Source organism: Pseudomonas sp. AA-38 (genome assembly GCF_029457475.1).
Classification (GTDB): Bacteria; Pseudomonadota; Gammaproteobacteria; order Pseudomonadales; family Pseudomonadaceae; genus Aquipseudomonas.
In genome coordinates this window covers 4408480-4434661 of record NZ_CP120359.1, presented here as the reverse complement: position 1 = coordinate 4434661, position 26182 = coordinate 4408480, and the positions used below count along the sequence as shown (strand labels likewise).

The following is a 26182-nucleotide window of genomic DNA, read 5'->3' as shown; positions in this document are numbered from 1 at the left end:
TGCTCGGCGTGTTCTGGTAACAGTGGAACCACGACGTGGCTGTCGAATTAAACCAATAGTTTCATTCGCGCAATTTCATGCAGTGAACAGCTTGCCGGCTTCCAGCCGGCATCCTGGTCAGCCTTAAGGCTGACCCATGTTCAAGCACTCCACGCTAATTCTGGGTTACCGCAGGTTCAGGCGCGTGCAGAGCCCGCCCAGGAGGGCGAACGGAATCGTCGTGGAAGAGGTTGAGCGGCATGGATGCCGCGACGACTGCATGGATGCAGAAGGTAGAGCGACGCAGGATGCCAAAGCCGAGAGCCGCGATGGGCCAGGGATGGCCCTTCGTCGGTGGGCCGCATCCGGTCGGGCCTCTGGAACGGCGATGGAGTGAGCGAACCCTCGCGTAGCGAGGGCCGGATGAAAGGGCGGAGGTTTTGGTTACTTTTGCCCCAAAAGTGATTCGCCCGGGAGGGCGAAACCAAAAACATCAACGAAAACGCGGCAATCCGGAACAGGCACAAGAACAACCAACACAAGCTCGCCAGCCCAGCATGAACCGACCCCTGACCATAACGAAATCAGGCCACTAGCCATGGCCAGTCGGCCTCAATCAGATCAATCCGGTGCCTGATGGCGATTTGACGTCAAATTTGCCGACGAGCGGCAACAGCCTCATTCGTCTTCACGGACATGACTGGCCAGCCGCTCGAGAGCCGCGCGCAGTCTGGGGTCACTGATGCCTTCGGCGCTGGTCTGGATACCTTGCGCGGCGCCCTTTGACAGGTAAGGGGCGTGACGAGTTCCACGATTATGTCCGCTTTGTGGTTGCACCTTGAACAGTATTTTCGTTAAGGTCGCGAACTCTTCCAGTAGCTGTAGCTGCCTCTGCAGTCGGCGTTGCTGGTAGCGCAATCGTGTTGCCCAGTGGCCATCGGTCACGATCAACAACAGACAACCGCCTCGCCAGGACGCGACATGACAGTGTTCCCGGGCGGCAGGTTGTAGCTGGCTTTCGACAAGACGCTGCAGATGCGCGAGGCGTTGGGCCTCATCGAACAGCGCTTTCAGGGGCTTGGCTTCGCGTAACAGCGTAGCGGGTGCCTGGGCCGGCAAGGGACGGAACGACATGGCAGGAAGCCTTGAGTTACGGAGTCGCCATGGTAGCAGAACCCTCCATCGGCTGATCCTCCGTCATTAGGGGAAGCCATGCACATCATCTTGCTCAATGGTCGACAGGGTTCGGCCAGATCCATTCATATCAATCTGCGCTGGCTGGCGCTGGCTGCCGTATTGGCGGTGCTGTCGAGCCTGGCGGCAGGTGCCGCGTTGGGCGCCAAGTGGCTGACCGCCGAGCCGCTGTCCGACAGCCGCTTGGCCGCGGCGCTCGATCAGCAGCGCCAGCAGGTTGGTGCGGTGCGCGAGGATGCTCAGCGCCAACTGGACGCCTTCGCCGCGCACGTGGCCGAGCTGCAGGCCCGCCTGACCCGTCTCGATGCCCTGGGTGAGCGTCTCACCGAGCTGGCCGACCTCGACTCCAGCGAGTTCGACTTCTCTCTCGATGTCGGTCAGGGTGGTGCCGAGGATTCGCTCGGCGCTTCGGTTTATGCGCCGCCGCCTTTCATGACTGCACTCGATGAACTGGCGCTGCGCGTGGATAGCCGCGAACAACAACTGGAAGTACTTGAACAACTGCTTGGCGAGCGTCGCCTGAATGAGGCGGAAACCCTCTCCGGGCGGCCCGTGCTGCAGGGCTACATCTCTTCGCCCTTCGGCCGGCGGGTGCATCCGCTGACCGGACGGGTCAGCGTGCACAAGGGCATCGACTTCGCCGCCAAGCCCGGCAGCGATGTGGTGGCCGTGGCAGCAGGCGTGGTGACCTTCGCCGGGCGCAAATCGGGTTACGGCAATGTCGTGGAGATCAGCCACTCCGACGGCTACACCACCCTCTACGCGCACAACCGCGGTAACGTCGTGCAGGTTGGCGATCTGGTGCAGCGTGGCCAGACCATCGCCAAGGTGGGCAGCACCGGGCGTTCCACTGGCTCGCACGTGCATTTCGAGGTGACCAAGAACGGCCGTGCGGTCAACCCGGCGCTGTACATCGCCCGTAACAGCGGTGTCGAGTGATGCCTTGCCCTGTCACGACCTTGAATTCTCCTTGCGCGCCCCCATCTAGAACCCCGTGATCACTCGCCTCGGCGCTACCGAGGCGGTGTGGCGTACCTCGGTCGATGCCTGTAGCGAGCTGAGAACGTCACTTTCCTCCCGGGTTTTTCCGGGTAGAATGCTCCCTTCGTCCAGCAGCCATGCTGGCTGCCAGGTCGCGATTTGCGCCGACCTCCATCCATTTCGCCGGAAGACCCTGCCGATATGTTTGCGCCTTTGTTGAAAAAACTTTTCGGAAGCAAGAATGAGCGTGAAGTCAAACGCATGCTCAAAGCGGTGCAGTCCGTGAACGCCCTGGAAGAGCAGATGATCGCGCTCTCGGACGAGCAACTGCGGGGCAAGACCGAAGAGTTCAAGGCCCGTCTGGCCAAGGGCGAAACCCTCGATCAATTGTTGCCCGAAGCCTTCGCCGTGGCTCGTGAGGCTGGCAAGCGGGTGATGGGCATGCGCCACTTCGATGTGCAGCTGATCGGTGGCATGACCCTGCACGAAGGCAAGATCGCCGAGATGCGTACCGGCGAGGGCAAGACCCTGGTGGGCACTCTGGCCGTCTACCTCAACGCACTCTCCGGCAAGGGCGTGCACGTGGTCACGGTCAACGAATACCTGGCACGCCGCGACGCCAACTGGATGCGTCCCTTGTACGAGTTCCTCGGCCTCTCCGTGGGCATCGTCACTCCCTTCCAGCCGCCGGAAGAGAAACGCGCTGCCTACGCTGCCGATATCACCTACGGCACCAACAACGAGTTCGGCTTCGACTACCTGCGCGACAACATGGCCTTCAGTCTGGAAGACAAGTTCCAGCGCGAGCTGAATTTCGCCGTGATCGACGAAGTCGATTCCATCCTCATCGACGAAGCCCGTACTCCGCTGATCATCTCCGGTCAGGCCGAAGACAGCTCCAAGCTGTACATCGAGATCAACAAGCTGATTCCGCGCCTCAAGCAGCACATCGAGGAGGAGGAAGGCGTGGTGACCCAGGAAGGGCACTACAAGGTCGATGAGAAATCGCGTCAGGTCGAGCTCAACGAAGCCGGCCACCAGCAGGTCGAAGAAATGCTCACCGCAGTCGGTCTGCTGGCCGAGGGGGAGAGCCTCTACTCGGCGCACAACCTCGGTCTGCTGACTCACGTCTATGCCGGCCTGCGTGCGCACACGCTGTTCCACCGCAACGTCGAGTACATCGTGCAGAACGGCCAGGTCATCCTGATCGACGAGCACACCGGCCGTACCATGCCGGGCCGCCGCCTGTCCGAGGGCCTGCACCAGGCCATCGAGGCCAAGGAAGGGGTGAACATCCAGGCCGAGAGCCAGACCCTGGCCTCGACCACCTTCCAGAACTACTTCCGTCTGTACACCAAGCTCTCCGGCATGACCGGCACCGCCGATACCGAGGCCTTCGAGTTCCGCCAGATCTACGGTCTGGACGTGATGGTGATTCCGACCAACAAGCCGGTCGCGCGCAAGGATTTCAATGACCTGGTCTACCTGACCCAGGAAGAGAAGTACCAAGCCATCATCGCCGACATCAAGGACTGCCAGGCCCAGGGCCGGCCAATTTTGGTCGGCACCGCGACCATCGAGACTTCCGAGTACGTCAGCCAGTTGCTGAACAAGGAAGGCATCGAGCACAAGGTGCTCAACGCCAAGTTCCACGACAAGGAAGCCGAGATCATCGCCCAGGCCGGTCGTCCGGGGGCACTGACCATCGCCACCAACATGGCCGGTCGTGGTACCGACATCCTCCTCGGTGGTAACTGGGAAGTGGAAGTCGCCGCGTTGGAAAACCCCACCGACGAGCAGATCGCGCAGATCAAGGCCGAATGGCAGAAGCGTCACCAGCAGGTGATCGAGGCCGGCGGCCTGCATGTGATTGCCTCCGAGCGTCATGAATCGCGGCGTATCGACAACCAGTTGCGCGGTCGTGCCGGCCGCCAGGGTGACCCGGGTTCCAGCCGCTTCTATCTGTCGCTGGAAGACAACCTGATGCGCATCTTCGCCTCCGACCGGGTGAAGAACTTCATGAAGGCCCTTGGCATGCAGTCCGGCGAGGCCATCGAACACCGCATGGTGACCAACGCCATCGAGAAGGCGCAACGCAAGGTCGAGGGCCGCAACTTCGACATGCGCAAGCAACTGCTGGAATTCGACGATGTGGCCAACGAGCAGCGCAAGGTGATCTATCACATGCGCAACAGCCTGCTGGCGGCCGAGAACGTGGGTGACACCATCGCCGAGTTCCGCGAGGAAGTGCTGACCGCTGCCATCAACGGCCACATTCCGCCGCAGTCGATGCCCGAGCAGTGGGATGTCGCTGGCCTGGAATCCACCCTGCAGAGCGACTTCGGTCTCAAGCTGCCGATCCAGCAGTGGCTGGACGAAGACGACAAGCTGTACGAAGAGACTCTGCGCGAGCGCATCCTCGCCGAGCTGATCGCCGCCTACAACGAGAAGGAAACCCAGGCCAGCGCCGAAGCCCTGCGTACCTTCGAGAAGCAGATCCTGCTGCGCGTGCTGGATGACCTGTGGAAGGATCACCTGTCCACCATGGATCACCTGCGTCACGGCATTCACCTGCGTGGTTATGCGCAGAAGAACCCCAAGCAGGAATACAAGCGCGAGTCCTTCACCCTGTTCCAGGAACTGCTGGATTCCATCAAGCGCGACACCATCCGCGTGCTCTGCCACGTGCAGGTACGCCGCGAAGACCCGGCCGAGGAAGAGGCCCGTCTGCGCCGCGAAGCCGAGGCCATGGCCGAGCGCATGCAGTTCCAGCACGCCGACGCCTCGGCCCTGGCCGCTACCGAAGGTGCCGCCGAGGAGGGCGATGTCGCAGTCGCTACCGCCCCGGTGCGCGCCGAGCAGAAGGTCGGCCGCAACGAGCCCTGCCCCTGTGGCTCGGGCAAGAAGTACAAGCACTGCCACGGTCAGATCGGCTGATCGCGCCACTTGCAGTAGCGGGCGCTTCGGCTATGCTGCCAGCGCCCTGACAACGCCGCGAACGGCCAGAGACTATCCATAATCTGCTGCGCGTCGGCCATGCTTTGTCAAAAGCAAGCTCGGAATGCTCATTTACAGCTCGTAAACTGCGCTTCCTCGCTTGCTTTTTCCTCGCATGGCTCTAGCTCGCAAGATTCTGAATGGTCTCTTAGCCGCTCGCGGCGTTTTACCATCTCATCCGGTCGCCGAGGCGATCACCGCATACTTGAAGGAGCGCATCTCATGGCTGTTGGTCTTGGCCCGCTGTCTACCCTGCACCCGGTTCCCGGTTTCGAGCTGGGCATCGCCTCGGCCGGCATCAAGCGTCCCGGGCGCAAGGATGTGGTAGTGATGCGCTGCGCCGAAGGTTCGCGCATCGCCGGGGTGACCACCACCAATGCCTTCTGCGCCGCGCCCGTGCTGCTCACTCGTGAGCGCCTGGGGGGTGAGGTGCGTTACCTGCTGACCAACACCGGCAACGCCAACGCCGGTACTGGCGACGATGGCCTGGCCCGCGCACGCCGTGCCTGCGCGCGCCTGGCCGAGCTGACCGGCGTGGCGGAGAGCGCCGTGCTGCCGTTCTCCACTGGGGTGATCGGCGAGCCGCTGCCGGTGGAGAAGATCGAGTCCGCTCTGCAAGCGGCGCTGGATGATCTCAGAACCGACAACTGGGAAGCGGCCGCCACCGGCATCATGACCACCGACACCCTGCCCAAGGGCGCCAGCCGTCAGTTCCAGCACGATGGCATCACCATCACCGTCACCGGCATCAGCAAGGGCGCCGGGATGATCCGCCCGAACATGGCCACCATGCTCGGCTACATCGCCACCGACGCCAAGGTCGCCCAGGGCGTGCTGCAGGATCTGGTACGCGACGCGGCGAACAAGTCGTTCAACCGCATCACCATCGACGGTGACACCTCCACCAACGACTGCTGCATGTTGATCGCCACCGGTCAGGCCGCACTGCCGGAAATCGCCGAGGCCAGTGGCGAGCTGTTCGCCAAGCTCAAGCAGGCGGTGTTCGAGGTGTTCATGGAAGTGGCGCAGGCCATCGTCCGCGATGGTGAAGGCGCGACCAAGTTCGTCACCGTGCAGGTCAATGGCGGCAGCACTCATCAGGAGTGCCTGGACGTGGCCTACGCCGTGGCCCACTCGCCGCTGATCAAGACCGCGCTGTTCGCCTCTGACCCTAACTGGGGGCGCATCCTCGCCGCTGTGGGCTATGCCGGCGTGCCGCAACTGGACGTGAGCAAGATCGACGTCTTCCTCGGCGAGGTCTGCATCGCCAGCAAGGGCTGCCGTGCCATCACCTACACCGAGGAGCAGGGCGCGGCGGTAATGGCCCGCGAGGAAATCACCATCCGCATCGAGCTGGGCTGTGGCGACTGCAGCGAAACCATCTGGACCACCGACCTGTCTCACGAATACGTCAAGATCAACGCCGAATACCGGACTTAAAAGCAGCTACAAGCTGCAAGCCATAAGCTGCAAGTAAACGCCTGGATACTTGACACTGAAGTCGGAATCGCCCTTCGCTTGCAGCTTGCAGCTTGCAGCTTGCAGCTTGCAGCTTGCAGCTTGCAGCTTGCAGCTTGCAGCTTGCAGCTTGCAGCTGCTCTGCCATTCCCGCGCCTCATGACCCCATGAGGCGCGGGAATTTGCTATTGCGGCGGCGGACTTTTAACGTCGAATCAGGACTTTCATCTGACAGGGGCGCGAAATGGCTTTGCAATTGGTGGTGGGCGACAAGAATTACTCTTCCTGGTCGTTGCGTGCGGCGCTGGTCGTCGAGCTGGCGGGGGCTGCCTGCGATGAGGTGCGGGTGCGGCTTTACCAGCCTGACAGTCGCGCCCGCCTGCTCAGCCATTCGCCGGCGGGCAAGGTGCCGGTGCTGCTCACCGAGCATGGCCCGGTGTGGGACTCACTGGCGATTGCCGAGTACCTGGCCGAACATTTTCCCGAGGCCGGGCTGTGGCCCCGGGACGTTGCTGCCAGGGCCTTGGCACGCAGCGTCTGTGCGGAAATGCACAGCGGTTTCGTCGCCTTGCGCAGCCACCTGCCGATGGATCTGGCCCGTGACCAGGCATTGGCCGAGATTCCGGCGGATGCCAAGGCCGATATCGAGCGCGTGTGTGCGATCTGGGCTGACTGCCGCGAACGTTTCGCCGATCAGGGTGACTACCTGTTCGGCCAGGCCAGCATCGCCGATGCCTTCTACGCGCCGGTTGCGGCGCGTTTGCGCAGCTATCGGGTGGCGCTGCCGGAGACAGCAGCGGCCTATGTCGAAACCATCTACCGCTGGCCGGCCTTCCAACGCTGGTACCAGGCAGCGTTGCAGGAGATAAAGGGGTGAAGCGTGTACATGTCGCAGCGGCGGTGATTCGGGGTGTCGATGGTCGCATCCTGATCGCCAAACGTCCGCAGGACAAACACCAGGGCGGCCTGTGGGAGTTTCCCGGCGGCAAGGTGGAGGAGGGCGAGGCGGTGAGCCTCGCTCTGGCCCGTGAGCTGGAGGAGGAGCTGGCCATTCGCCCCACGGCGGCGCGTCCGCTGATCCAGATTCGCCATGACTACCCCGACAAGCAGGTATTGCTGGATGTCTGGGAAGTCACGGCCTTCACCGGCGAACCGCACGGCGCCGAAGGTCAGCCGCTGGCCTGGGTCAGCGAGCGGCAGTTGCTGGAGTACGAATTTCCCGCGGCCAACAAACCCATAGTGGCAGCGGCACGCTTGCCCGAGCGCTACCTGATCACCCCCGATGGGCTGGAGCCGGGCGAGTTGCTGACCGGGGTGCGCAGTGCCTTGGCAGAAGGCGTGCGGCTGATCCAGTTGCGCGCGCCGAAGATGTTCGATGCACAGTACCGTGACCTGGCGGTGGACGTGCAGGGCCTGTGTGCCGGCAAGGCGCAACTGATGCTCAAGGGGCCGCTGGAGTGGCTGGGGGATTTCCCGGCAGCCGGCTGGCATCTGACAGCCGAGCAGTTGCGCAAGTATGCCGCCGGTGGCCGACCCTTCCCTGAGCAGCGTTGGCTGGCTGCGTCCTGCCACAGCGCCGAGGAGCTGGCCCTGGCGGCGCAGATGGGGGTGGACTTCGTCACCCTCTCCCCGTTGCAGGCGACCGCCACTCACCCCGAGGCGCAGCCTTTGGGCTGGGAGGCAGCCCGCGAGATGCTGTTGGCCTGCAATCTGCCGACATACCTGCTCGGTGGCGTCGGCCCGACGGATATCGAGCGTGCCTGGCAGGTTGGCGCCCAGGGGGTGGCGGGCATCCGCGCGTTCTGGCCGCACGCTCGGTAGGAGCGGATTTATCCGCGAAGAGCGGTTGGCGCCGAGGCCGTGATGATCGCGAATGAATTCGCTCCTACAGGCCTGGCGTGCCGGGCGTAATCGCTTCTACGGTTTGTCTGCGGCTTTCCATAGGACTTCGTCGATGCCCTGGCGCCTGGCAATCAGGCGTGCGGCGACGAACAGCAGGTCGGAGAGCCGGTTGATGTAAGCCAGGCCTGCGGCGCGCAGCGGCTCGACGGCGTTGAGGTGCTGGCAGCGGCGCTCGGCGCTGCGGGCGAAACTGCGGCAGACGTGGGCCTGAGCAATCAGTCGCGAGCCAGCTGGCAGAATGAAGTTCTCCAGCGGCCCGACCTCTTCGTTCCAGCGGTCGATCACCGCCTCCAGGCGCTCCACTTCGCCAGGTTGCAATGCCTGGTACTCGGGCATCGCCAGTTCGCCACCGAGGTCGAACAGGCGGTGCTGGCAGGGGCCGAGCACCTCGATCAGCTCATTCAGCGCCGGGTATTGCGCTGTCGCCTCGGCCAGCTCGGCCAGCAACAGCCCCAACTGGCTGTTGAGGGTATCCAGCTCGCCGATGGCTTCGATGCGTGGGTGATCCTTGCCGACCCGGCGGCCGTCGGCGAGGCCGGTTTCGCCCTTGTCGCCTGTACGTGTGTAGATCTTGGAAAGGCGGTAACCCATGGTTCAGAGTCCTGTACTGCTGTCGTGAGGAGCATTCAGGGGCAGGCGCAGGGTGAAGCAGGTACCCTGGCCCTGGCGCGAGTGCACTTCCATCTGCCCCTTGTGGTTGTTGGTGATGATGAAATACGACACGGCCAGGCCCAGGCCGGTGCCCTGGCCGACCTCCTTGGTGGTGAAGAAGGGCTCGAAGATGCGCTTGCGGGTGGCCTCGCTCATGCCGGTACCGTTGTCTTCTACCTGTATCTCCGCCCAATGCCCGACCTGACGTGTACGCAGGGTGATGCGCCCCGGTTCGCTGCGCTGCTCGACCTGGTGAATGGCCTGGGCGGCGTTCTTCAACAGGTTGAGCAGCACCTGTTCCAGTTCGTTGGCGGTGGCCGGTACCGGGCCCAGGTGCGGGTCGAAGTCGCGGACGATCTGCAGGGTCTTGAAGTCGAAGCGATCGGCCAGGTCGAAGTCGTTGCCGGCGATCTCCAGGGCCTGGTCGATCAATCCGGGCAGATCGCAAGGGGCTAGTTGCCGGTCGCTGCGACGGCTGAAACTGAGCATGTGGCTGACGATCTTGGCCGCACGCTGGCCTGCCTGCTGGATACCGTCGAGCAGTCTCGGGATGTCCCGCGCCTGCAGATACTGGTCGATGGCCTGCAGACTCACGCCCGTCTGTTCGGCTTGCTCCAGGTTCTTTTCCAGCTCCGGCGACAGGCGCCTGCGGATGTTCTGCACGTTGTGCAGGATGGCGCCGAGCGGGTTGTTGATTTCGTGCGCCATGCCGGCGGCCAGGCCGCCGACCGAAAGCATCTTTTCCGATTGCACCATCATTTCTTCCAGGGACAGGCGCTGGGTGATGTCGTCGATGCGAATGACCACGCCATGGCCAATGCCGCCCATTAGCGGGTAGAACGTCAGGGCGTAGTAGCGTGGTTCATCGTCCTTGGGCCAGGTGATGCGCTCGATCTTTTCCACTCGTAGCTGCTCGGCGGTGCGCTTGAGTTGCGGCAAAAAGGGTTTGAGCAGGGGGAAGGCGAGGAACACCGGCTGATTCAGCGCCTCGTTCATGGGGGTGCCGGAAAGCGCGCTGGCCTCCTGGTTCCATTGGGTGACGTAGAGCTGCTCGTCGAGGGCGATGAGCGCCGAGGGCATGGAGTCGATGATGCTGTTGAGGTAGTTCTGGAAGCCGGTGAGTTTCTTCTCGATCTTGCTGCGCACCTGCACTTCCAGTTCCAGCTTGCGGTTGGAGTGGCGGGTTTCCTCGGCCAGGCTCTGCGCCTGATCGAAGGCCTGCTGGGCATCGTCGCGCGCGCGCTTGAGCTGTTGTTCGCGCGCCTCCATGCGCATCAGCATGGTATTGAAGGCGTCGGCCAGGCTGCCGATCTCGTCCTTGTGGCCACGCTGGGCGCGCAGGGCGTAGTTTTCCTCGCGGGTGACCTGGCGCGAGAGTTCTTCCAGGCGACGGATGGGTTTGGTCACCAGGCGGCGGATCTGCCGCGCTACCAGGAACCACAGCGCCACGCTCAGCGCCAGGATCGCCAGGCTGGCGGTCAGGGTGCCGGTGTAGAAGGCGCCGGGCAGCTCGCTGGAGGCCACCAGCAGCAGGGCGCCCGGGCGGCCGCTGGGGTGCGGCAGCTCCACCAGCAGGTTGGTGCGAAAGGCCGTTTCCCGCCAGCTTTCCAGTTCGCCGAGGTGTTGTGGCAGTTTCAGTTTCTCGCCGCGTTGCAGTTGCGCCAGGCTGTCGCCATTGCTGTCGTAGATCACCGCCGCGCGCAGCGGCGCATAGTCGTCCAGGCGACGCAGCACGGCTTGCGCCGAGTTTGCCGAGTGCAGCGCCTCACCACTCAGCGCCGGGCTGGCGATCAGCCGGCCGAGGGTGTGCAGGGCTTGTGGTGCCATGCTCTGCTGGGTGATCCAGTAGGCCGCGCTGATGAAGGCCAGGTTGGCGATCAGCAGCACCGCACTGAGCAGTACGAGCAAGGCCGCGAGCAGCTTGCGGCCGACGGGCAGGTTTTCGAGGTGCTGGCGCAGGGTCATGGCTGGGGGCGTCGTCGGGCGAACTGGCAGGTTAGCGCGCTCGCGTCGTCATTGCCATCTAGGGTCTGTTGCCATTTGGCGCAGCAATGCGGCTCGCGTCGAAACGGCAACAGCCCCTAATCCAGGGGCAGGCCGCGTTTGGCCAGGTGGGCACGCAGCCGTTGCAGCAGGGCTTCGAGCCGTGGCAGGTGCAGATCCTGCTGCCGGGCTGCGGTGCAGGCGTAGCCGAGCAGGTAGCTGATCTCGGTACGGCGCCCCTGCGTCACGTCCTGATGCATGGATGAGTAGTTGGCGGCGGTGGCGTCGATGACGCGCAGCACCTCTTCGTGCAACTGCTCGGCGGCGGCTGCCTGGCCGCATTGCTGCAGCAGCTCGCTGAGTTCCTGGCACAGGCCGGCGACTTCGTCGGCATGCTCGTGCAGGCCGCCGTTGCGGCAATCATGCAGCACGGTCAGCGGGTTGATCGCGCAGTTCAGTGCCAGCTTGCGCCACAGCCGGCCGAGGATGTCCGGGCTCCACTGATGGGGGATGTCGGCGGCCTGCAGATCGGCCAGGCAGGCGGGCGGACTGGCATCCTGCGGGTCGCCCAGCCAGGTATGCCCGGCGCCGGCGAACACCACCTGGAAATCTGCCTGGCGAAAGGCGCCTTCGGTACTGGAGAGGAACAGGCAGCGTTGAGTCGGCAGATGGCGCGCCACGGCGTCCTGACTGCCGAGGCCGTTCTGCAGCAGGAGGATCTCGGCGTCAGGCTGCAGGCGCGGCAGTACTTCGAGGATCGCCGCTTCGGCATCGTAAGCCTTGCAGGCCAACAGCAGGCGCTGGATTGGCGTCTCGGCATCGGCCAGCTCGGCGCCTATGGCATGGCGTTGCACCTGGCCTTGCTCGACCAGGGTCAGGCCACCGGCCTGCACGAACGCGGTGAGGCGTTGGCGGTCGCGCAGGATCAGGCGTACGGGCAGGCCGACGCGGGCCAGGCGGGTGGCCCACAGGGTGCCCAGGCTGCCGGCGCCGAGTACGTGCCAGCTCATGCCAGCGGCAGGCGCGTGGCGGCGACCCGGCCGCTGGCATAGGCGTCGGGCAGCGCCTTCTCGGCATGTTGCATCAGGTTGTCGGCCTCCAGTGGCAGTGCCTTGGCATCCAGGCCTACCAGGCTGATGCCGGCCTTCAGCGTGATGAAGCCCTCGCTGGTCTTGAAGGCCTTGAGGTTGAGTCCCTCGTGCAAGCGCTTGAAGCTGCTCGGTGAGCACTCGTGGAGGTCTTCGAGCAGGGTCAGCAGGCCGAAGTGGTTGCCGTCCAGGCGGCTCAATACGTCGAGCGGGCGCACCAGTTGCTGCAGGCGTCGGGCTACGCCGTGGATCAGTTCGTTGTAGAAGCGCTCGCCATGCTTGCTGCGCAGTTGCTCCACCTCCTGCAGACCGATCAGCAGGTAGCACAGGGCGCCGCCGCGCGATTCGATCTGGCGCAGGCTGTCGGTCATCTTCTGGCGCAGATAGCGCAGGTTACCCAGGCCGGTAAGCGGATCCACCAGATTGCGCCGTTCCAGGCTGGCGACGCTCTGGGTGAGCATGCGGTTTTCCTGCAGCAGGCGCTGCAGGGTATTGCACAGACGGTCAGCGGCATACACGCGCGGCACCAGTTGCTCGTTCATCGCCGCCTTGCTGATGAAATCGTCGACACCACGGTCGAAGGCTTCGCCGAGCACGTTCTCGCCTTCCTTGCCGGTGAGCAGGATGACGTAGGTGTAGTGATCGGCGGTTTCGTCCAGTTGGCGTACCCGGGTGGTCAGCGCCAGGCCGTCCATTTCCGGCATCAGCCAATCGGCCAGGAGCACACTGGCCGGGCGCTGCTCCAGTTGCTGCAGGGCTTCGGCGGCGCTGCTGGCGAAGCGCACGTCCTGATAACCGGCCTGGGCGAGCGCGCGACCGATCATGGCACTGGAAAACTTGGCGTCGTCCACCACCAGAATGCTGAGATGGGGGTTGGGCATGGGGCTGGCTCACGGCAGAAGGAAGGACGCCAAACGGCGATAATCAGTCCGGGTATAATGAGCCGGCTACAGTTATCGTCAAGTCAGGCGTGCTCCCTCCGTGAAGCGGATCGCGCCGTCCATCAGGAGCTTACTCATGCCTTCGTTCGACGTGGTGTCGGAACTGGACAAACACGAACTGACCAATGCGGTCGACAACGCCATCAAGGAACTCGACCGTCGTTTCGATCTGCGCGGCAAGTGCAGCATCGAGAGCAAGGACAAGGCGCTGACCTTGACCGCCGAAGCCGAATTCATGCTCGAGCAGATGCTCGACATCGTGCGCAGCAGCCTGATCAAGCGCAAGATCGACTGCCAGTGCATGGAGACCAAGGAGCCCTATGCCTCGGGCAAGGTGATGAAGCAGGAAGTCACTTTCCGCGAAGGCATCGACAAGGAGCTGGCGAAGAAGATCGTCGCTCACATCAAGGATGCCAAGCTCAAGGTGCAGGCCGCCATTCAGGGCGAGCAGGTGCGTGTCACCGGCAAGAAGCGTGACGATCTGCAGGAAGCCATCGCCTTGTTGCGTGGTCACGAGTTCGGCATGCCGCTGCAGTACAACAACTTCCGCGATTGAACCTTTGCGCCGCTTCGCTATCGCACTCTAGGTTGATAGCACTTTGACCGCCATGGCCTGCCATGGCGGTTTCGTTTCATGTACGGGAAACAGGAGCACCCCATGGAGATGAACGTCGATGAACTGGTCAAGCTGTCCGAAGCCTGGCTGCCCGTGGTGCTGGAGTACAGCGGCAAGCTGACCCTGGCACTGTTCACCCTGCTGATCGGCTGGTGGCTGATCGGCAAACTGACCAGCAACGTCGGCCGCCTGCTCGAGGCGCGCAAGGTCGACCGCGCCCTGAGCAGTTTCATCGGTAGCCTGGTCAGTATCATCCTGCGCATTCTGCTGCTGATCAGCGTGGCTTCGATGATCGGCGTGGAGACCACCTCCTTCATCGCCATGATCGGTGCGGCCGGTCTTGCCATCGGTCTGGCCTTGCAGGGCAGCCTGGCGAACTTCGCCGGTGGCGTTCTGATCATGCTGTTCCGCCCGTTCCGCGCTGGTGACTGGATCGAGGCCCAGGGTGTGTCGGGCAGCGTCGACAGCATCCATATCTTCCACACCACGCTGAAGACCGCCGACAACAAGGTGGTGATCGTGCCCAATGGCTCGCTGTCCAATGGCCACATCACCAACTACTCGCGCGAGGCCACACGCCGTGCCGAGATCGTCGTCGGTATCGATTACTCCAGCGACATCAAGCGTGCCCGCGAAGTGCTGCTGGAGATCGCCAACGACCCGCGCGTGCACCGCGATCCGGCCCCGGTGGTGTTCGTCACCGGACTGGGCGACAACGCGGTGAACCTGTCGCTGCGCGTGTGGGTCAACACCGGTGACTTCTGGCCGGTGACCTTCGAGTTCATCGAACTGGCCAAGGAGCGCCTGACCGCTGCCGGTATCGGTATTCCCTTCCCGCAGCGTGTGGTGCATATGGCCAAGGCCGACTGAAGACCCTGCTGGGGCTTCCTCGAAAATCCGATGTCAGGTTCTGGCATCGGATTTTTTGTTTTCGGGGTGGGCAAGGTTGTGTGACTGGTTGTTTTAGTCTTTAAGCTGTTTATCGGCGTTTCGCTGATGGCTCTCGTTTCGCCCTCCCGGGCGAGTCACTTTTGACGGGCAAAAGTAACCAAAACCCTCCGCCCGATCATCCGGCCCTCGCTGCGCGAGGGTTCGTTACTCGCTTCGCTCGCCCTACGGGCCAGCCTTCGGCTGTTACTCCGCTTCGCTACGTTTCACTCCATCGCCGCTCCAGAGGCCCGCCACGGTGGGCCATCCCTACCTAGGCGGCCCCGGCCATCGTGGCTCTCGGCTTTGGCATCCTGCGTCGCTCTACCTCCTGCATCCATGCAGTCGTCGCGACATCCATGTCGCTCAACCTCTTCCACGACGATTCCGTTCACCCTCCTGGGCGGGCTCTGCACGCGCCTGAACCTGCGGTAACTCAGGTGGAGCTCGGAATACTCTGGCAAGAGCAACAGCGAACGACTGTGGTCGTCGAATCGAACCGATAATTTCAGGCGCCCGAGGGGGCGAAACCCGGAATACCTAAAAAAAACGAAGTAGCGTCAAGAACACCAAAGCAAGACAACGCACAAATCTTCCAAGGGGCTTCATCTGACGCTTGTCATTTCGAGCTCAGGTTTTCTCTACAAGGTCGGGCGTGTCGCTCGGCTGGCTGGGCGCCTGCTGGTCGCGGCGCCACTGCAGGACGATGAGGATGAGCGTGGGAATACCCAACAGCGCAGTGGCCAGGAAGAAGTGGGCATAACCCAGTTTCTCCACCATGACCCCCGAGTAGCCGCCGATCAACCTGGGCAGCAGCAGCATGATGGAGCTGAGCAGGGCGTACTGGGTGGCGGAGAACTTGAGGTTGGTCAGGCTCGACAGGTAGGCGACGAAGGCCGAGGTGGCCAGGCCGGCACTGAAGTTGTCGCAACTGATGGTCACCACCAGCATCTGCAGGTGGGCGCCCATGCCCACCAGGGCCATGAACAGCAGGTTGGTCGCCGCCGAGGCCAGGGCGCCGAGGAAGAGGATCGGCATGATGCCGAAGCGCACGATCAACAGGCCTCCGGCGCCGGCGCCGAGCAGGGTCATGATCAGGCCGAAGACCTTGCTGACGCTGGCGATCTGCTCCTTGGTGAAGCCCTGGTCAATGTAGAACACGTTGGCCATCACCCCCATCACCGTATCCGACAGGCGATAGGTGGCGATCAGCGTCAGCAGCAGCAGGGCCTGCCAGCGGTAGCGCAGGATGAAGTCGTTGACCGGCGTCAGCACCGGCGCCATGCCGCCCCAGAACAGGCTGGAAATCGACAGCCCGGTGAGCAGGGTATAGAGCAGGGCACGGAGGAAGGCGCGGTCGTAGTACAGCAGCTCCTGCAGGCTCATCTGGCCCTGGAACACCAGGCCCAGATCACTTTCGTAGAACTGCGTGAGCATCGCCGGCACCGAGATCAGCAGGATGATCAGCAGCAGCACCGAGAGCAACTGGTGGAAGAAGCCGTATTTGGCCGCCGCCGTCTTCAGCACCGGCGCCAGACCACCCCAGAACAACCCCGAGGCGCAGACGCAGGCCAGGGTGGTGTAGAGCATGGCGCGCAGGAAGGCGCGGTCGTTGTACAGCAGCTCCTGGGCGCTGACGTCGCCCAGCAGCATCGGCACCAAGTCGCTCTGGTAGAACTGGATGAACAGGGTCGGCACGGAAATCACCAGTACGATCACTGCCAGGATCGACAGCAACTGGTGGAAGAAACCGTGCTTGGGTGGCGCTGCGTGGATATGTGGCGGAGCCGCTGGCTCGCGCATCCAGATCGAGGTCAGCAGGCCCGGTAGCATGAGCAGGGCGAACACCAGGTAGGTGCCGGTCCAGGCGCTGAATTGGTAGCTCTGCGCGGTGGAGCCGAAGCCTTCGGCGAAGTACAGGGCGCCGGCCGTGGCCAGCAGGGCGGCGACCCGGTAGCCAGTCATGTAGGCGGCGGCCAGGGCGGCCTGATGCTCGTCGCCGAGAATTTCCAGACGGTAGGCGTCGACGGCGATATCCTGAGTGGCCGAGGCGAAGGCCACCAGCACGGCCAGTGCGATCAGCCAGGACAGGTGCGTCTGCGGGTCGAAGTTGGCCATGCCGACCAGGCCGATGGCGACCAGGCCCTGCGACAGTACCAGCCAGGAGCGGCGGCGGCCGAGTTTGCCGAGCAGCGGCAGGCGCCATTGGTCGAGCATCGGCGCCCACACCCACTTGAAGGCATAGGCCAGGCCGATCAGGCTGGCGAAGCCGATGGTCTCGCGCGCCACGCCGGCCTCGCGCAGCCAGACCGAAAGGGTGGAGAACACCAGCATGTAGGGCAGGCCGGCGGCGAAGCCCAGGAGCAATAACGCCAGCGTGGCGGGGTTGGCATAGGTAGCGAGAGCTTCTCGCCAGGATTTGCGTGGCATCAGACTCGAATCAGGGCTGGGTCAGCGGATCGGTAGCGCACTCTAACTGCTGTGCTCCATCGGGCGCCAGCCATGACGACGCATATCCACCCGTTCGTTCAGTATGCTGATGCCCTCGGCGCGCAGGCGGGCGCGTTGTTCGGCACCGGAGGCGCTGCCGGCCGGTAGGCTGAGGCGCCCGCCAGCAGCGATCACGCGGTGCCAGGGCAGGCGTGTGCCTTCCGGCAGTTGGCTGAGGGTGCGTCCGACCCAGCGCGCGGCGCGCCCGAGCCCTGCCAGCGCCGCCAGTTCGCCATAGCTGATCACTCGTCCAGGGGGAATCTGCGCCAGTGCCAGGTACAGGGCTTCGCGGCGAGTGTCGGGGTTGGCGATGCCCAACTCCTGGATGTGTTCTCGTCCTGTCATGTGGGGCGCTCACAGGGCGCAGATGCGCTCGTCTCGGAGGGATTGCGCTTCGATCATACTCTGCACGGTGCCGCGCATTCGACACTGCCATTGGGCGGGCGGTGCTGAACTCTGCTGCGCTACGTCGGTCAGCTCTTGCTCTGCTGCCGGGTATCCGCATAATCCCCGGCTTTTCGCCCAACCGAGCTGATTGTCTCTTATGTCGCGCCCAACTTCGTTATCCCTGCTCAGTCTGAGCATCGTCCTGTTCAGCGCCCCCGTCCTTGCCGATACCGTCTGGATGAAGAATGGTGACCGCCTCAGCGGCACCATCCGTGTCTTCGATGGCAGCAAGCTGCTGCTGCAGACCGACTACGGTGGCTCCATCCCTCTGGATTGGAAGAAGGTCGCCACCTTGGAAAGCGACCATGAACTGCTGGTCAAGATGGGGCCGATCGATGGTGAGCGTGCCAAGTCACTGCTTGCGGCGGAGCCGGGCAAGGTCACCCTGGCCAACGGCGAGGCGCCGAAGACCGTGGAACTGGCGCAGATCGAGCAGATCATGAAGCCCAAGCCACTGGTCGAGGACTTCGTCTGGAAGGGCAATATCGATCTGGCACTGGATTACAAGCGGGCCGAGAGCGATACCGACGATTACAACGTCGATATCAACACCAAGGCGCGCCATGGGCTGTGGCGGCACAACGCGCAGGTCGAATACAACCGCGAGCTGAAGAACGAGGTGGTCAGTACCGACAACTGGTCGACCGAATATGCCCTCGATCGCTTCCTGGGGGAAAAGCTCTTCTGGCAGGGGCGTGCCGAATACAAGCGTGACCGGGTCGAGGAGCTGGAGCGCCAGCGCACCCTGGGTACCGGCCCGGGTTACCAGTTCTGGGATGACGAGCTGGGCGCGCTGTCGGTGGCCACGCTGGTCAACCGCAGCGACTACAGCTTCAGCAACGGCGAGCAGAATCGCTTCTACGAGCTCAGTGTGAAGTGGGACTACAACCGTTATCTGATCGGCAAGACGGTGGAGTTGTTCAGCACTGGCGAGGTGGGTAGGCCGCTGAGTGGCGCTGCCGATTTCAGCCTGGATGCCGAGGTGGGCCTGCGCTACAAGGTCACCGACTGGGCATCGCTGAACATGAAGGCCGAGAAGGATGTGGTCAGCGGTGCCGAGGGCGATCTGGACGAGACGCGCTACACCCTGGGGTTCGGGGTTGGTTGGTAAGCGTCATGTCGTCTGTAATGCAAAAGGCCCGCGAGTTGTTCGCGGGCCTTTGCGTTTTCAGCCTCGATCTTCTTCCGGCTGGCGTTTGTTCCAGCCCTTGCCGCCGGGCAACAGCAGGTTGAGCAGCAGCGCGCTGATGGCGCACAGGGAAATGCCCGAGAGGGCGAACTCCTCGCCGCCGATGACCATGCCGCCGATGCCGAACACCAACGTCACCGAAACGATGATCAGGTTGCGCGCCTCGGACAGATCCACCTGATGGCGGATCAGGGTGTTGAGGCCGACCACGGCGATGGAGCCGAACAGCAGGCAGAGAATGCCCCCCATCACTGGCACCGGGATGCTCTGCAGGGCCACGCCGAACTTGCCGATGAAGGCCAGGGCAATGGCGAACAGCGCCGCCCAGGTCATGATCTTGGGGTTGTAGCTCCTGGTCAGCATCACCGCGCCGGTCACTTCGGCATAGGTGGTATTGGGCGGGCCGCCGAACAGGCCGGCTGCCGAGGTGGCCAGGCCGTCACCGAGCAGGGTGCGGTGTAGGCCGGGCTGCTTGATGAAGTTCTTGCCGGTGACGTTGCCGATGGCCACCACGCCGCCGATGTGCTCGATGGCCGGCGCCAGTGCCACCGGCACCATGTACAGGATGGCGCCCCAGTGCAGTTCGGGGGCGATGAAGTTGGGCATGGCGAGCCAGGAGGCTGCCGCCACGGCCTTGGTATCGATCACCCCGAGCAAGGCGGCGATGGCGCAGCCCACGGCGATACCGGCGAGGATCGGCACCAGGCGGAAGATGCCACGGCCGAGCACGGCCACCAGCAGGGTGGTGATCAGTGCCGGCATGGAAATCATCATCGCCGTGGCGTAGGGCACCAGCGCCACGCTGCCGTCACCGGCCTTGCCCATGGCCATGTTCACCGCCACCGGCGACAGCGCCAGGCCGATGGAGATGATCACCGGGGCGATCACCACCGGCGGCAGCAGGCGGTCGATGAAGCTCGGCCCGCGCAGTTTCACCAAGGCCGAGAGCAGGATGTACACCAGGCCAGCGGCGACGATGCCGCCCATTACCGCCGGCAGGCCGAACTGGCCCTTGGCCGCCAGGATCGGCGCGATGAAGGCGAAGCTGGAGGCCAGGAATACCGGCACCTGGCGCCTGGTCACCAGTTGGAACAGCAGGGTGCCGATACCGGCGGTGAACAGCGCCACGTTGGGATCCATGCCCGTGATCAGCGGCATCAGCACCAGGGCGCCGAAGGCCACGAAGAGCATCTGCGCGCCGGAGATGATCTGCCGTGGCAGCGGATCGTTGTACTCGCTCATGCTCAGGCGTCCTTCTGCTTGGTGCCGAAGATCTTGTCGCCGGCATCGCCCAGGCCGGGGATGATGTAGCCCTGTTCGTTGAGACGCTGGTCGATGGAGGCGGTGTAGATCACCACGTCCGGGTGCGCGTCGTTCACCGCCTTGATGCCCTCTGGGGCAGCGACCAGCACCATGGCACGGATTTCCTTGCAGCCGGCCTTCTTCAGCAGGTCGATGGTGGCGACCATGGAGCCGCCGGTGGCCAGCATCGGGTCGATGATCAGCGCCAGGCGCGAGTCGATCTCCGGTGCCAGCTTCTCCAGGTAGGTGTGCGCCTGCAGGGTTTCTTCGTTGCGCGCCACGCCCACGGCGCTGACCTTGGCGCCGGGAATCAGGCTGAGCACGCCGTCGAGCATGCCAATGCCGGCACGCAGGATCGGTACCACGGTGATCTTCTTGCCAGCGATCTTCTCCACTTGTACCGGTCCGGCCCAGCCCTGGATCTCGTAATGCTCCAGGGGCAGATCGTTGGTGGCCTCGTAGGTGAGCAGGGCACCGACTTCCTGAGCCAGCTCGCGGAAGTTCTTGGTGCTGATGTCGGCGCGGCGCATGAGGCCGATCTTGTGGCGGATCAGCGGATGGCGAATCTCGCGAATGGGCATGGGGGTATCTCTCCGGCTGGCTGAACGTCCGCCCACGGCCTCGCCTGCTCGCGCCGGGGCATTCGAGCGATCATGGCAGGACATGGGCGGATTTTGAAAAAATCGCGATAGAGTAAAGCATTGCTGCGGCCAAGTGTTGACCGACAGGCCCGGCACACGGCAAAACTCTGGCAAGGCGCTACGCTTGTCCGTCCGGGCTTGTTCAGGGCCGCGCGGGTCTGTACCTTTGCCCGCTTTTATCTGACGGCTCGATCAGCTTTCATGCTGCTCGGCCGCCGCCATTGCCAGCCGAAGAGAGAAAACCTCATGTCCGCCGATCTCGCGCACATACGCCAAGTCATGGAACAAGCCGATTGCCTGTTCAGCGAAGCCCAGGTGGAGGCTGCCATCGACCAGGTGGCGGCACGCATCAATGCCGAGCTGGCCGAGTGCAACCCCGTGGTGTTCTGCGTGATGAACGGTGGGTTGATCTTTGCCGGCAAGCTGCTGACCAAACTGGATTTCCCGCTGGAAGCCTCCTACCTGCACGCCACCCGTTATCGCAATGAAACCAGCGGCGGCGAGTTGTTCTGGAAGGCCAAACCGGAGGTCTCGTTCATCGACCGTGATGTGCTGATCATCGACGACATTCTCGACGAGGGGCACACCCTTGGCGCCATCATCGACTTCTGCCGCCATGCCGGCGCGCGTGCCGTGCACACGGCGGTACTGATCGACAAGGAGCACGAGCGCAAGGCGCGCCCGGATCTGAAGGCCGATTACGTCGGGCTCAAGTGCATCGACCGTTACATCTTTGGTTATGGCATGGACTACAAGGGCTACTGGCGCAACGCCGCCGGCATCTATGCGGTCAAGGGCCTGTAAGGCAGTAGGGTGCGCTGCGCGCACCGGGCGCTCGCAAGGGGAGCGTGCGCACGGTGCACCCCTACGCTTGCCGCAGCGCTGCTGCTCACCCAGCGCGTAGCCCGGATGCAATCCGGGGCCGGCTGCCGCTGGGCTATTCCGGCTGCCGCTCGCCCAACCAGCGCAGGGCCTTCTCCCGCGCCTGCGCCAGGTTGCGCACGTAGGCTAGCTCGCCCTCGTGACGCTGCACCCCGGCGCGCCGCAGTTGCAGGCGCACCTGCGCGGTGGAGCCGCTGAGAATCAGCGCCACGCCCTGCTGGCGATAGTCCCGTAGCACGTTGTCCAGGGCGGCGATGGCGGTCATGTCCAGCAGCGGCACGGCGCTGATGTCGACGATCACTACCTTCACCCCGGGGCTGAAGCGGCGCAGCACGCTCAGCGCCTTTTCCGCCGCGCCGAAGAACAGCGGGCCGCGAATGCTGTAGGCCAGCACCTGCTCGGGCATGTCGAGCAGTGCCTGGCGTTGTTGGCGATCCAGCGCGGCGGTGTCGGTCAGCTCGCTCATGCGCTTGATGAACAGGCCGGCTGCCAACAGCAGGCCGACGCCCACCGCCAGCACCATGTCGAACAGCACCGTCAGCACCAGGCAGGTGAGCAGCACCAGCACGTCGCCCCGTGGTGCGATGCGCAGGGTGTGGGCCACGTGTTGGGGTTCGCTCATGTTCCACGCCACCCGCAGCAGCAAGGCTGCCAAGGCTGCCATCGGCAGGTAGCTGAACAAGGGCGCCAGCAGCAGGATGGCGGCCAGCACCACGCCGGCATGGACGATGGCCGCCAGTGGTGAGAAGGCCCCGGCGCGCACGTTGGCAGCGGTGCGAGCGATGGCAGCAGTGGCGGTGATGCCGCCGAAGAAGGGCGCGGCCAGGTTGCCCAGGCCCTGGCCGATCAGTTCGGCATTGGGGTCGTGCTTGCTGCCGGTCATGCCATCGGCCACCACGGCGCACAGCAGTGACTCGATGGCACCGAGCATGGCGATGGCGAACGCCGGCGCGATAAGCTGGCGGATCAGCTCGAAGCTCACCACTAGCTGTTGGCCATCGGCGCCCGGCAGTGTCCAGGGCAGTGCCAGGCTGGGCAGGAAAGGTGGGATGCCGGGATGTTCGATGCCATCGAGGTTGTAACTGAAACGCTCGCCCAGCGTGGCCACATGCAGGCCGAAATATTCCAGCAGCAGCGCCAGCAAGGCGCCCAGGGTGAGGGCGACCAGATGTGCCGGCACCCTGGGCACCAGGCGCGGCCAGAGCAGCAGAACGGCCAGGCTGCACAGTGCCACCAGGCTATCGCCCAGGCTCAGGCTAGGCAGGCCGCGCACCAGCAGCACCAGGGTGTCGGTCAGGTGGGTGGCACTGCCGGGCAGGGTCAGGCCCAGCAGATCCTTGACCTGCAACACGGCGATGACGATGCCGATGCCGGCGGTGAAGCCCAGGGTGACCGGGTAGGGTACGAATTCGATCAGGCGCCCGGCGCGCAGCAGGCCCATGGCAATGAGGATAAGCCCGGCCATTAGCGTGCACAGCAACAGACCGCCAAGCCCGTGCTGCTGGGTGATGGGCAGCAGGATCACCACGAAGGCTGCGGTGGGGCCGGAGATATTGAAGCGCGAGCCGCCGCACAGGGCGATCAGGGGGGCGGCGATCAGCACGGTATACAGCCCATGCTGCGGCGGGGCGCCAACGGCAATGGCCAGCGCCATGGCCAGAGGGATGGCGATGATGCCCACCGTCAGCCCGGCGCTGAGATCGCCGCGCAGGGCCGGCCAGGAATAGCCGACGCGCAGAACCTGGCGCCAGGCGGAGAACAGCGGTAAGGATCGGCGCGACATGAGGGCCCCCTGAAAGCTCGCCGACATTATAAAGCCAGTGGCCCTATAACCTGCATTGACCTGGATCGCCTCTGTCACGGGCGTTGTGGCATGTGGGTGCGTTGAGCGTGGCGGGCGGCGGCGTTACACTGCCGCCCCTTTTCTACAGTTGGCGGAGTGGGCGATGCGTAAAGACAAGAAGCAGGTGATTGGCGAAGAGATCAGCGACGACGCCATCAAGCTGTTCCTCGACGTGGAGCCGGCCGATGCCACGCCCGCGTCCCTGCACAAGCTGATCAAGGCCTATCGTGGCCTGCGCGTCGATGACTTCGAGCGTTTCGTCGGCTTTTTCGTCGAGGCCGGCTACGACCTCTCGGCGCGCGATGCGCAGGGCAACGACTTCGTCGCCCTGATTCAGGATCAGCGCAATGCCGAGCCTTATATCGAGGTGATCGAGGCGGCGCGCCGCTGAAGGGGCTCTCTAGAAACGATCTGCGATGCCGCCGCGCTCGTCGGGATCGCGAATAAATTCGCTCCTACAGGGTTTCCCGCCCGTGGGTGCCTGGGGGCGCGGTTGGTAGGAGCGGATTTATCCGTGAAAGGGCTGGCACCGCGCCCGTCGGGAGCTCGAATAATTTCGTGCCTGCACGGGGTTTACTACGGCCAATAAAAAACCGGCCGCGAGGGCCGGTTTTTCAAGAACCTGCGCGCGACTTAGGCGGCAGCAACTTCGCCCAGCGCTTTGATGTGCGCGTTCAGGCGGCTCTTGTGACGAGCGGCTTTGTTCTTGTGGATGATGCCTTTGTCAGCCATGCGGTCGATGACCGGAACGGCAGCGGTGTAGGCGGTCTTGGCAAGCTCGAGATCCTTGGCAGCAATAGCCTTGACCACGTTCTTGATGTAGGTACGAACCATCGAGCGCAGGCTGGCGTTATGACTACGGCGCTTCTCAGCCTGTTTGGCGCGTTTTTTGGCAGAAGGTGAGTTGGCCACCGTCAAGCTCCTCGAAAACTGGGGGGTTACACAAATTAAGGCCGCGAATCTTGCCGGGCTGCCGGGCCGATGTCAAGTCCGCTGGCAGTTTTCGCCGCTGGCCTGACCAATGGCGGCTCGCTACACTCGACGCTTTTGCGCGAACAGGGGATTCTCCGCTCTCGCGCTCGATCGGGAAAGCCCCACGTTCATGAATCTGCTCAAATCCCTGGCTGCCGTCAGTTCCCTGACCATGGTCTCGCGCGTGCTGGGTTTCGTGCGCGACACCCTCATCGCCCGTACCTTCGGCGCCGGCGTGGCCTCCGACGCCTTCGTGGTCGCCTTCAAGCTGCCCAACCTGCTGCGGCGGATCTTCGCTGAAGGTGCATTTTCTCAGGCCTTCGTGCCGATTCTCGCCGAGTACAAGATGCAAAAGGGTGAGGAGGCTACGCGCACCTTCGTCGCCTATGTCAGCGGCCTGCTGACCCTGGCCCTGGCGCTGGTCACCGCCCTCGGCGTGCTGGCCGCGCCCTGGGTGGTGTGGGTGAGCGCGCCGGGGTTCGCCGAGGATGCCGAGCGTTTCGCGCTGACCGTCGACCTGTTGCGGGTGACCTTTCCTTACATCCTGCTGATCTCGCTGTCCTCGCTGGCCGGGGCCATCCTCAATACCTGGAACCGCTTCTCCGTGCCGGCCTTCGTGCCGACTCTGCTCAACCTCAGCATGATCCTCTTCATGCTGTTTCTCGCCCCTTATTTCGACCCGCCGATCATGGCCCTGGGCTGGGCGGTGCTGGCCGGTGGCCTGGCGCAACTGCTGTGGCAACTGCCGCACCTCAGGCGCATCGGCATGCTCGTGCTGCCGCGCCTGAACCTGCGCGACACGGGGGTGTGGCGTGTGCTCAAGCAGATGGGGCCGGCGATCTTCGGCGTCTCTGTGAGCCAGATCTCGCTGATCATCAATACCGTATTCGCCTCCTTTCTGGTGGCCGGCTCGGTGTCCTGGATGTATTACGCCGACCGCCTGATGGAGTTGCCCTCGGGGGTGCTCGGCGTGGCCCTCGGCACCATCCTGCTGCCGGCCCTGTCGAAGACCTACGCCAGCCAGAATCGCGACGAGTACTGCCGCCTGCTCGACTGGGGGCTGCGCCTATGTTTTCTGCTGGTGCTGCCTTGCACCCTGGCGCTGGCGATCCTTGCCGAACCCCTGGTGGTGTCGCTGTTCCAGTACGGCAAGTTCGGCGCCGAGGATGCGCTGATGACCCAGCAGGCGCTGATGGCCTATGCGGTGGGCCTGCTGGCGCTGATCCTGATCAAGATCCTCGCCCCTGGCTTCTATGCCCAACAGAACATCAAGACGCCGGTGCGCATCGCCGTGATCAGCCTGTTGGCGACCCAGGCGATGAATGCCTTGTTCGTCTTCGGCCTGGAGCTGGCGCACGTCGGCCTGGCGCTTTCCATCAGCTTGGCGGCCTGCCTCAACGCCGGCCTGCTGTTCTGGCAGTTGCGCCGTGCCAATATCTTCCAGCCGTTGCCGGGCTGGGGCCTGTTCCTGTTCAAGCTACTGTTGGCGGTGGCGGTGATGGTCGCGGCGCTGCTAGGGCTGCTGCAGGTCATGCCGGCCTGGGCCGAGGGCGAGATGCCTGTGCGCCTGTTGCGCCTCGGCGCGCTGGTGACGGTGGGCGCGGCGGTATACTTCAGCATGTTGTTGCTGCTGGGTTTTCGCCCGCGCGACTTTGCCCGCAAGGCGCTGTGATGCCTGTTGTACGCCACGCGCTGTGCG

22 protein-coding genes are annotated in these 26182 nt (G+C 63.8%); 11 read left to right on the top strand and 11 right to left on the bottom strand.

What is annotated here, in order from left to right:
• Nucleotides 1-657 precede the first annotated feature (657 nt).
• Nucleotides 658-1113, bottom strand: coding sequence for a DciA family protein (locus PVE35_RS20390; protein WP_268178905.1), 456 nt, complete (start codon nt 1111-1113; stop codon nt 658-660).
• Between the two features lie 78 nt (nt 1114-1191).
• Between PVE35_RS20390 and PVE35_RS20385 the strand changes: the two genes are divergently transcribed.
• From PVE35_RS20385 to PVE35_RS20365, 5 genes are all read left to right on the top strand, one after another.
• Entirely contained in the window at nt 1192-2112 is a 921-nt protein-coding gene (locus tag PVE35_RS20385) for a M23 family metallopeptidase (protein ID WP_268178904.1), read from the top strand.
• Nucleotides 2113-2355: 243 nt separating this feature from the next.
• On the top strand, nt 2356-5091 hold the full coding sequence (secA, locus tag PVE35_RS20380; RefSeq protein WP_277372813.1) for a preprotein translocase subunit SecA: 2736 nt from the start codon (nt 2356-2358) through the stop codon (nt 5089-5091).
• A 282-nt stretch (nt 5092-5373) separates the two neighbouring features.
• Nucleotides 5374-6591, top strand: a complete 1218-nt coding sequence (gene argJ / locus PVE35_RS20375) for a bifunctional glutamate N-acetyltransferase/amino-acid acetyltransferase ArgJ (protein WP_277372812.1) — start codon at nt 5374-5376, stop codon at nt 6589-6591.
• Between the two features lie 262 nt (nt 6592-6853).
• Nucleotides 6854-7486 (top strand): glutathione S-transferase family protein, encoded by a 633-nt coding sequence (locus PVE35_RS20370; RefSeq protein ID WP_277372811.1) that lies wholly within the window; start codon nt 6854-6856, stop codon nt 7484-7486.
• Nucleotides 7483-8430 (top strand): Nudix family hydrolase, encoded by a 948-nt coding sequence (locus PVE35_RS20365; RefSeq protein ID WP_277372810.1) that lies wholly within the window; start codon nt 7483-7485, stop codon nt 8428-8430. Before PVE35_RS20370 ends, PVE35_RS20365 begins: the two co-directional genes overlap by 4 nt.
• A gap of 96 nt (nt 8431-8526) precedes the next feature.
• Here PVE35_RS20365 and PVE35_RS20360 read toward each other — a convergent pair whose 3' ends face one another.
• The 4 genes from PVE35_RS20360 to PVE35_RS20345 form a co-directional block, all read right to left on the bottom strand.
• Nucleotides 8527-9102 carry a cob(I)yrinic acid a,c-diamide adenosyltransferase gene (locus PVE35_RS20360; RefSeq protein ID WP_277372809.1) on the bottom strand — a complete coding sequence of 192 codons (576 nt, stop codon included), beginning with the start codon at nt 9100-9102 and terminating at the stop codon, nt 8527-8529.
• A gap of 3 nt (nt 9103-9105) precedes the next feature.
• Nucleotides 9106-11127, bottom strand: coding sequence for an ATP-binding protein (locus PVE35_RS20355; RefSeq protein ID WP_268178898.1), 2022 nt, complete (start codon nt 11125-11127; stop codon nt 9106-9108).
• Between the two features lie 116 nt (nt 11128-11243).
• Nucleotides 11244-12155, bottom strand: coding sequence for a putative 2-dehydropantoate 2-reductase (locus PVE35_RS20350; protein ID WP_277372808.1), 912 nt, complete (start codon nt 12153-12155; stop codon nt 11244-11246).
• The gene (locus PVE35_RS20345; RefSeq protein WP_268178896.1) at nt 12152-13114 is read right to left on the bottom strand and encodes a response regulator; all 963 of its coding nucleotides are present in this window, start codon (nt 13112-13114) and stop codon (nt 12152-12154) included. The genes PVE35_RS20350 and PVE35_RS20345 overlap by 4 nt, the downstream gene beginning before the upstream one ends.
• 136 nt (nt 13115-13250) lie before the next feature.
• On the opposite strand from PVE35_RS20345, the gene PVE35_RS20340 reads away from it, so the two are divergent.
• Both PVE35_RS20340 and PVE35_RS20335 read left to right on the top strand, forming a co-directional pair.
• Nucleotides 13251-13730 (top strand): YajQ family cyclic di-GMP-binding protein, encoded by a 480-nt coding sequence (locus PVE35_RS20340; protein ID WP_003459380.1) that lies wholly within the window; start codon nt 13251-13253, stop codon nt 13728-13730.
• A 102-nt stretch (nt 13731-13832) separates the two neighbouring features.
• The gene (locus PVE35_RS20335; RefSeq protein ID WP_277372807.1) at nt 13833-14660 is read left to right on the top strand and encodes a mechanosensitive ion channel domain-containing protein; all 828 of its coding nucleotides are present in this window, start codon (nt 13833-13835) and stop codon (nt 14658-14660) included.
• Between the two features lie 687 nt (nt 14661-15347).
• Here the strand turns inward: PVE35_RS20335 and PVE35_RS20330 are convergent.
• Both PVE35_RS20330 and PVE35_RS20325 read right to left on the bottom strand, forming a co-directional pair.
• Nucleotides 15348-17147: an AmpG family muropeptide MFS transporter gene (locus PVE35_RS20330; protein WP_277372806.1), complete on the bottom strand. Its 1800-nt coding sequence runs from the start codon at nt 17145-17147 to the stop codon at nt 15348-15350.
• A 42-nt stretch (nt 17148-17189) separates the two neighbouring features.
• Nucleotides 17190-17552: an MGMT family protein gene (locus PVE35_RS20325; protein WP_268178893.1), complete on the bottom strand. Its 363-nt coding sequence runs from the start codon at nt 17550-17552 to the stop codon at nt 17190-17192.
• Between the two features lie 199 nt (nt 17553-17751).
• On the opposite strand from PVE35_RS20325, the gene PVE35_RS20320 reads away from it, so the two are divergent.
• A complete protein-coding gene (locus tag PVE35_RS20320; protein ID WP_268178892.1) occupies nt 17752-18765 on the top strand; it encodes a DUF481 domain-containing protein in 1014 nt (337 codons plus the stop codon).
• A 57-nt stretch (nt 18766-18822) separates the two neighbouring features.
• Here PVE35_RS20320 and PVE35_RS20315 read toward each other — a convergent pair whose 3' ends face one another.
• Nucleotides 18823-20085 (bottom strand): uracil-xanthine permease family protein, encoded by a 1263-nt coding sequence (locus tag PVE35_RS20315; RefSeq protein ID WP_268178891.1) that lies wholly within the window; start codon nt 20083-20085, stop codon nt 18823-18825.
• Nucleotides 20086-20087: 2 nt separating this feature from the next.
• Nucleotides 20088-20726: a uracil phosphoribosyltransferase gene (gene upp, locus PVE35_RS20310; RefSeq protein ID WP_268178890.1), complete on the bottom strand. Its 639-nt coding sequence runs from the start codon at nt 20724-20726 to the stop codon at nt 20088-20090.
• Nucleotides 20727-21032: 306 nt separating this feature from the next.
• Between upp and PVE35_RS20305 the strand changes: the two genes are divergently transcribed.
• Nucleotides 21033-21590, top strand: a complete 558-nt coding sequence (locus PVE35_RS20305; RefSeq protein ID WP_277372805.1) for a hypoxanthine-guanine phosphoribosyltransferase — start codon at nt 21033-21035, stop codon at nt 21588-21590.
• 133 nt (nt 21591-21723) lie between these two features.
• Here PVE35_RS20305 and dauA read toward each other — a convergent pair whose 3' ends face one another.
• Complete coding sequence (gene dauA / locus PVE35_RS20300; RefSeq protein ID WP_277372804.1) at nt 21724-23451, bottom strand: C4-dicarboxylic acid transporter DauA; 1728 nt, start codon at nt 23449-23451, stop codon at nt 21724-21726.
• Nucleotides 23452-23614: 163 nt separating this feature from the next.
• Between dauA and PVE35_RS20295 the strand changes: the two genes are divergently transcribed.
• On the top strand, nt 23615-23902 hold the full coding sequence (locus tag PVE35_RS20295) for a PA4642 family protein (protein ID WP_268178887.1): 288 nt from the start codon (nt 23615-23617) through the stop codon (nt 23900-23902).
• Nucleotides 23903-24144: 242 nt separating this feature from the next.
• Here the strand turns inward: PVE35_RS20295 and rpsT are convergent, their stop codons facing one another.
• On the bottom strand, nt 24145-24423 hold the full coding sequence (rpsT, locus tag PVE35_RS20290) for a 30S ribosomal protein S20 (protein WP_277372803.1): 279 nt from the start codon (nt 24421-24423) through the stop codon (nt 24145-24147).
• A 190-nt stretch (nt 24424-24613) separates the two neighbouring features.
• Between rpsT and murJ the strand changes: the two genes are divergently transcribed.
• Nucleotides 24614-26155 (top strand): murein biosynthesis integral membrane protein MurJ, encoded by a 1542-nt coding sequence (gene murJ / locus PVE35_RS20285; RefSeq protein ID WP_277372802.1) that lies wholly within the window; start codon nt 24614-24616, stop codon nt 26153-26155.
• Nucleotides 26156-26182: the final 27 nt, after the last annotated feature.

Excerpts from the sequence above, each read along its gene's own strand:
- PVE35_RS20390 (WP_268178905.1), bottom strand. The coding sequence starts at position 1,113 with ATGTCGTTCCGTCCCTTGCCGGCCCAGGCACCCGCTACGCTGTTACGC.
- PVE35_RS20385 (WP_268178904.1), top strand. The coding sequence starts at position 1,192 with ATGCACATCATCTTGCTCAATGGTCGACAGGGTTCGGCCAGATCCATT.
- secA (WP_277372813.1), top strand. The coding sequence starts at position 2,356 with ATGTTTGCGCCTTTGTTGAAAAAACTTTTCGGAAGCAAGAATGAGCGT.
- argJ (WP_277372812.1), top strand. The coding sequence starts at position 5,374 with ATGGCTGTTGGTCTTGGCCCGCTGTCTACCCTGCACCCGGTTCCCGGT.
- PVE35_RS20370 (WP_277372811.1), top strand. The coding sequence starts at position 6,854 with ATGGCTTTGCAATTGGTGGTGGGCGACAAGAATTACTCTTCCTGGTCG.
- PVE35_RS20360 (WP_277372809.1), bottom strand. The coding sequence starts at position 9,102 with ATGGGTTACCGCCTTTCCAAGATCTACACACGTACAGGCGACAAGGGC.
- PVE35_RS20355 (WP_268178898.1), bottom strand. The coding sequence starts at position 11,127 with ATGACCCTGCGCCAGCACCTCGAAAACCTGCCCGTCGGCCGCAAGCTG.
- PVE35_RS20350 (WP_277372808.1), bottom strand. The coding sequence starts at position 12,155 with ATGAGCTGGCACGTACTCGGCGCCGGCAGCCTGGGCACCCTGTGGGCC.
- PVE35_RS20345 (WP_268178896.1), bottom strand. The coding sequence starts at position 13,114 with ATGCCCAACCCCCATCTCAGCATTCTGGTGGTGGACGACGCCAAGTTT.
- PVE35_RS20340 (WP_003459380.1), top strand. The coding sequence starts at position 13,251 with ATGCCTTCGTTCGACGTGGTGTCGGAACTGGACAAACACGAACTGACC.
- PVE35_RS20335 (WP_277372807.1), top strand. The coding sequence starts at position 13,833 with ATGGAGATGAACGTCGATGAACTGGTCAAGCTGTCCGAAGCCTGGCTG.
- PVE35_RS20330 (WP_277372806.1), bottom strand. The coding sequence starts at position 17,147 with ATGCCACGCAAATCCTGGCGAGAAGCTCTCGCTACCTATGCCAACCCC.
- PVE35_RS20325 (WP_268178893.1), bottom strand. The coding sequence starts at position 17,552 with ATGACAGGACGAGAACACATCCAGGAGTTGGGCATCGCCAACCCCGAC.
- PVE35_RS20320 (WP_268178892.1), top strand. The coding sequence starts at position 17,752 with ATGTCGCGCCCAACTTCGTTATCCCTGCTCAGTCTGAGCATCGTCCTG.
- PVE35_RS20315 (WP_268178891.1), bottom strand. The coding sequence starts at position 20,085 with ATGAGCGAGTACAACGATCCGCTGCCACGGCAGATCATCTCCGGCGCG.
- upp (WP_268178890.1), bottom strand. The coding sequence starts at position 20,726 with ATGCCCATTCGCGAGATTCGCCATCCGCTGATCCGCCACAAGATCGGC.
- PVE35_RS20305 (WP_277372805.1), top strand. The coding sequence starts at position 21,033 with ATGTCCGCCGATCTCGCGCACATACGCCAAGTCATGGAACAAGCCGAT.
- dauA (WP_277372804.1), bottom strand. The coding sequence starts at position 23,451 with ATGTCGCGCCGATCCTTACCGCTGTTCTCCGCCTGGCGCCAGGTTCTG.
- PVE35_RS20295 (WP_268178887.1), top strand. The coding sequence starts at position 23,615 with ATGCGTAAAGACAAGAAGCAGGTGATTGGCGAAGAGATCAGCGACGAC.
- murJ (WP_277372802.1), top strand. The coding sequence starts at position 24,614 with ATGAATCTGCTCAAATCCCTGGCTGCCGTCAGTTCCCTGACCATGGTC.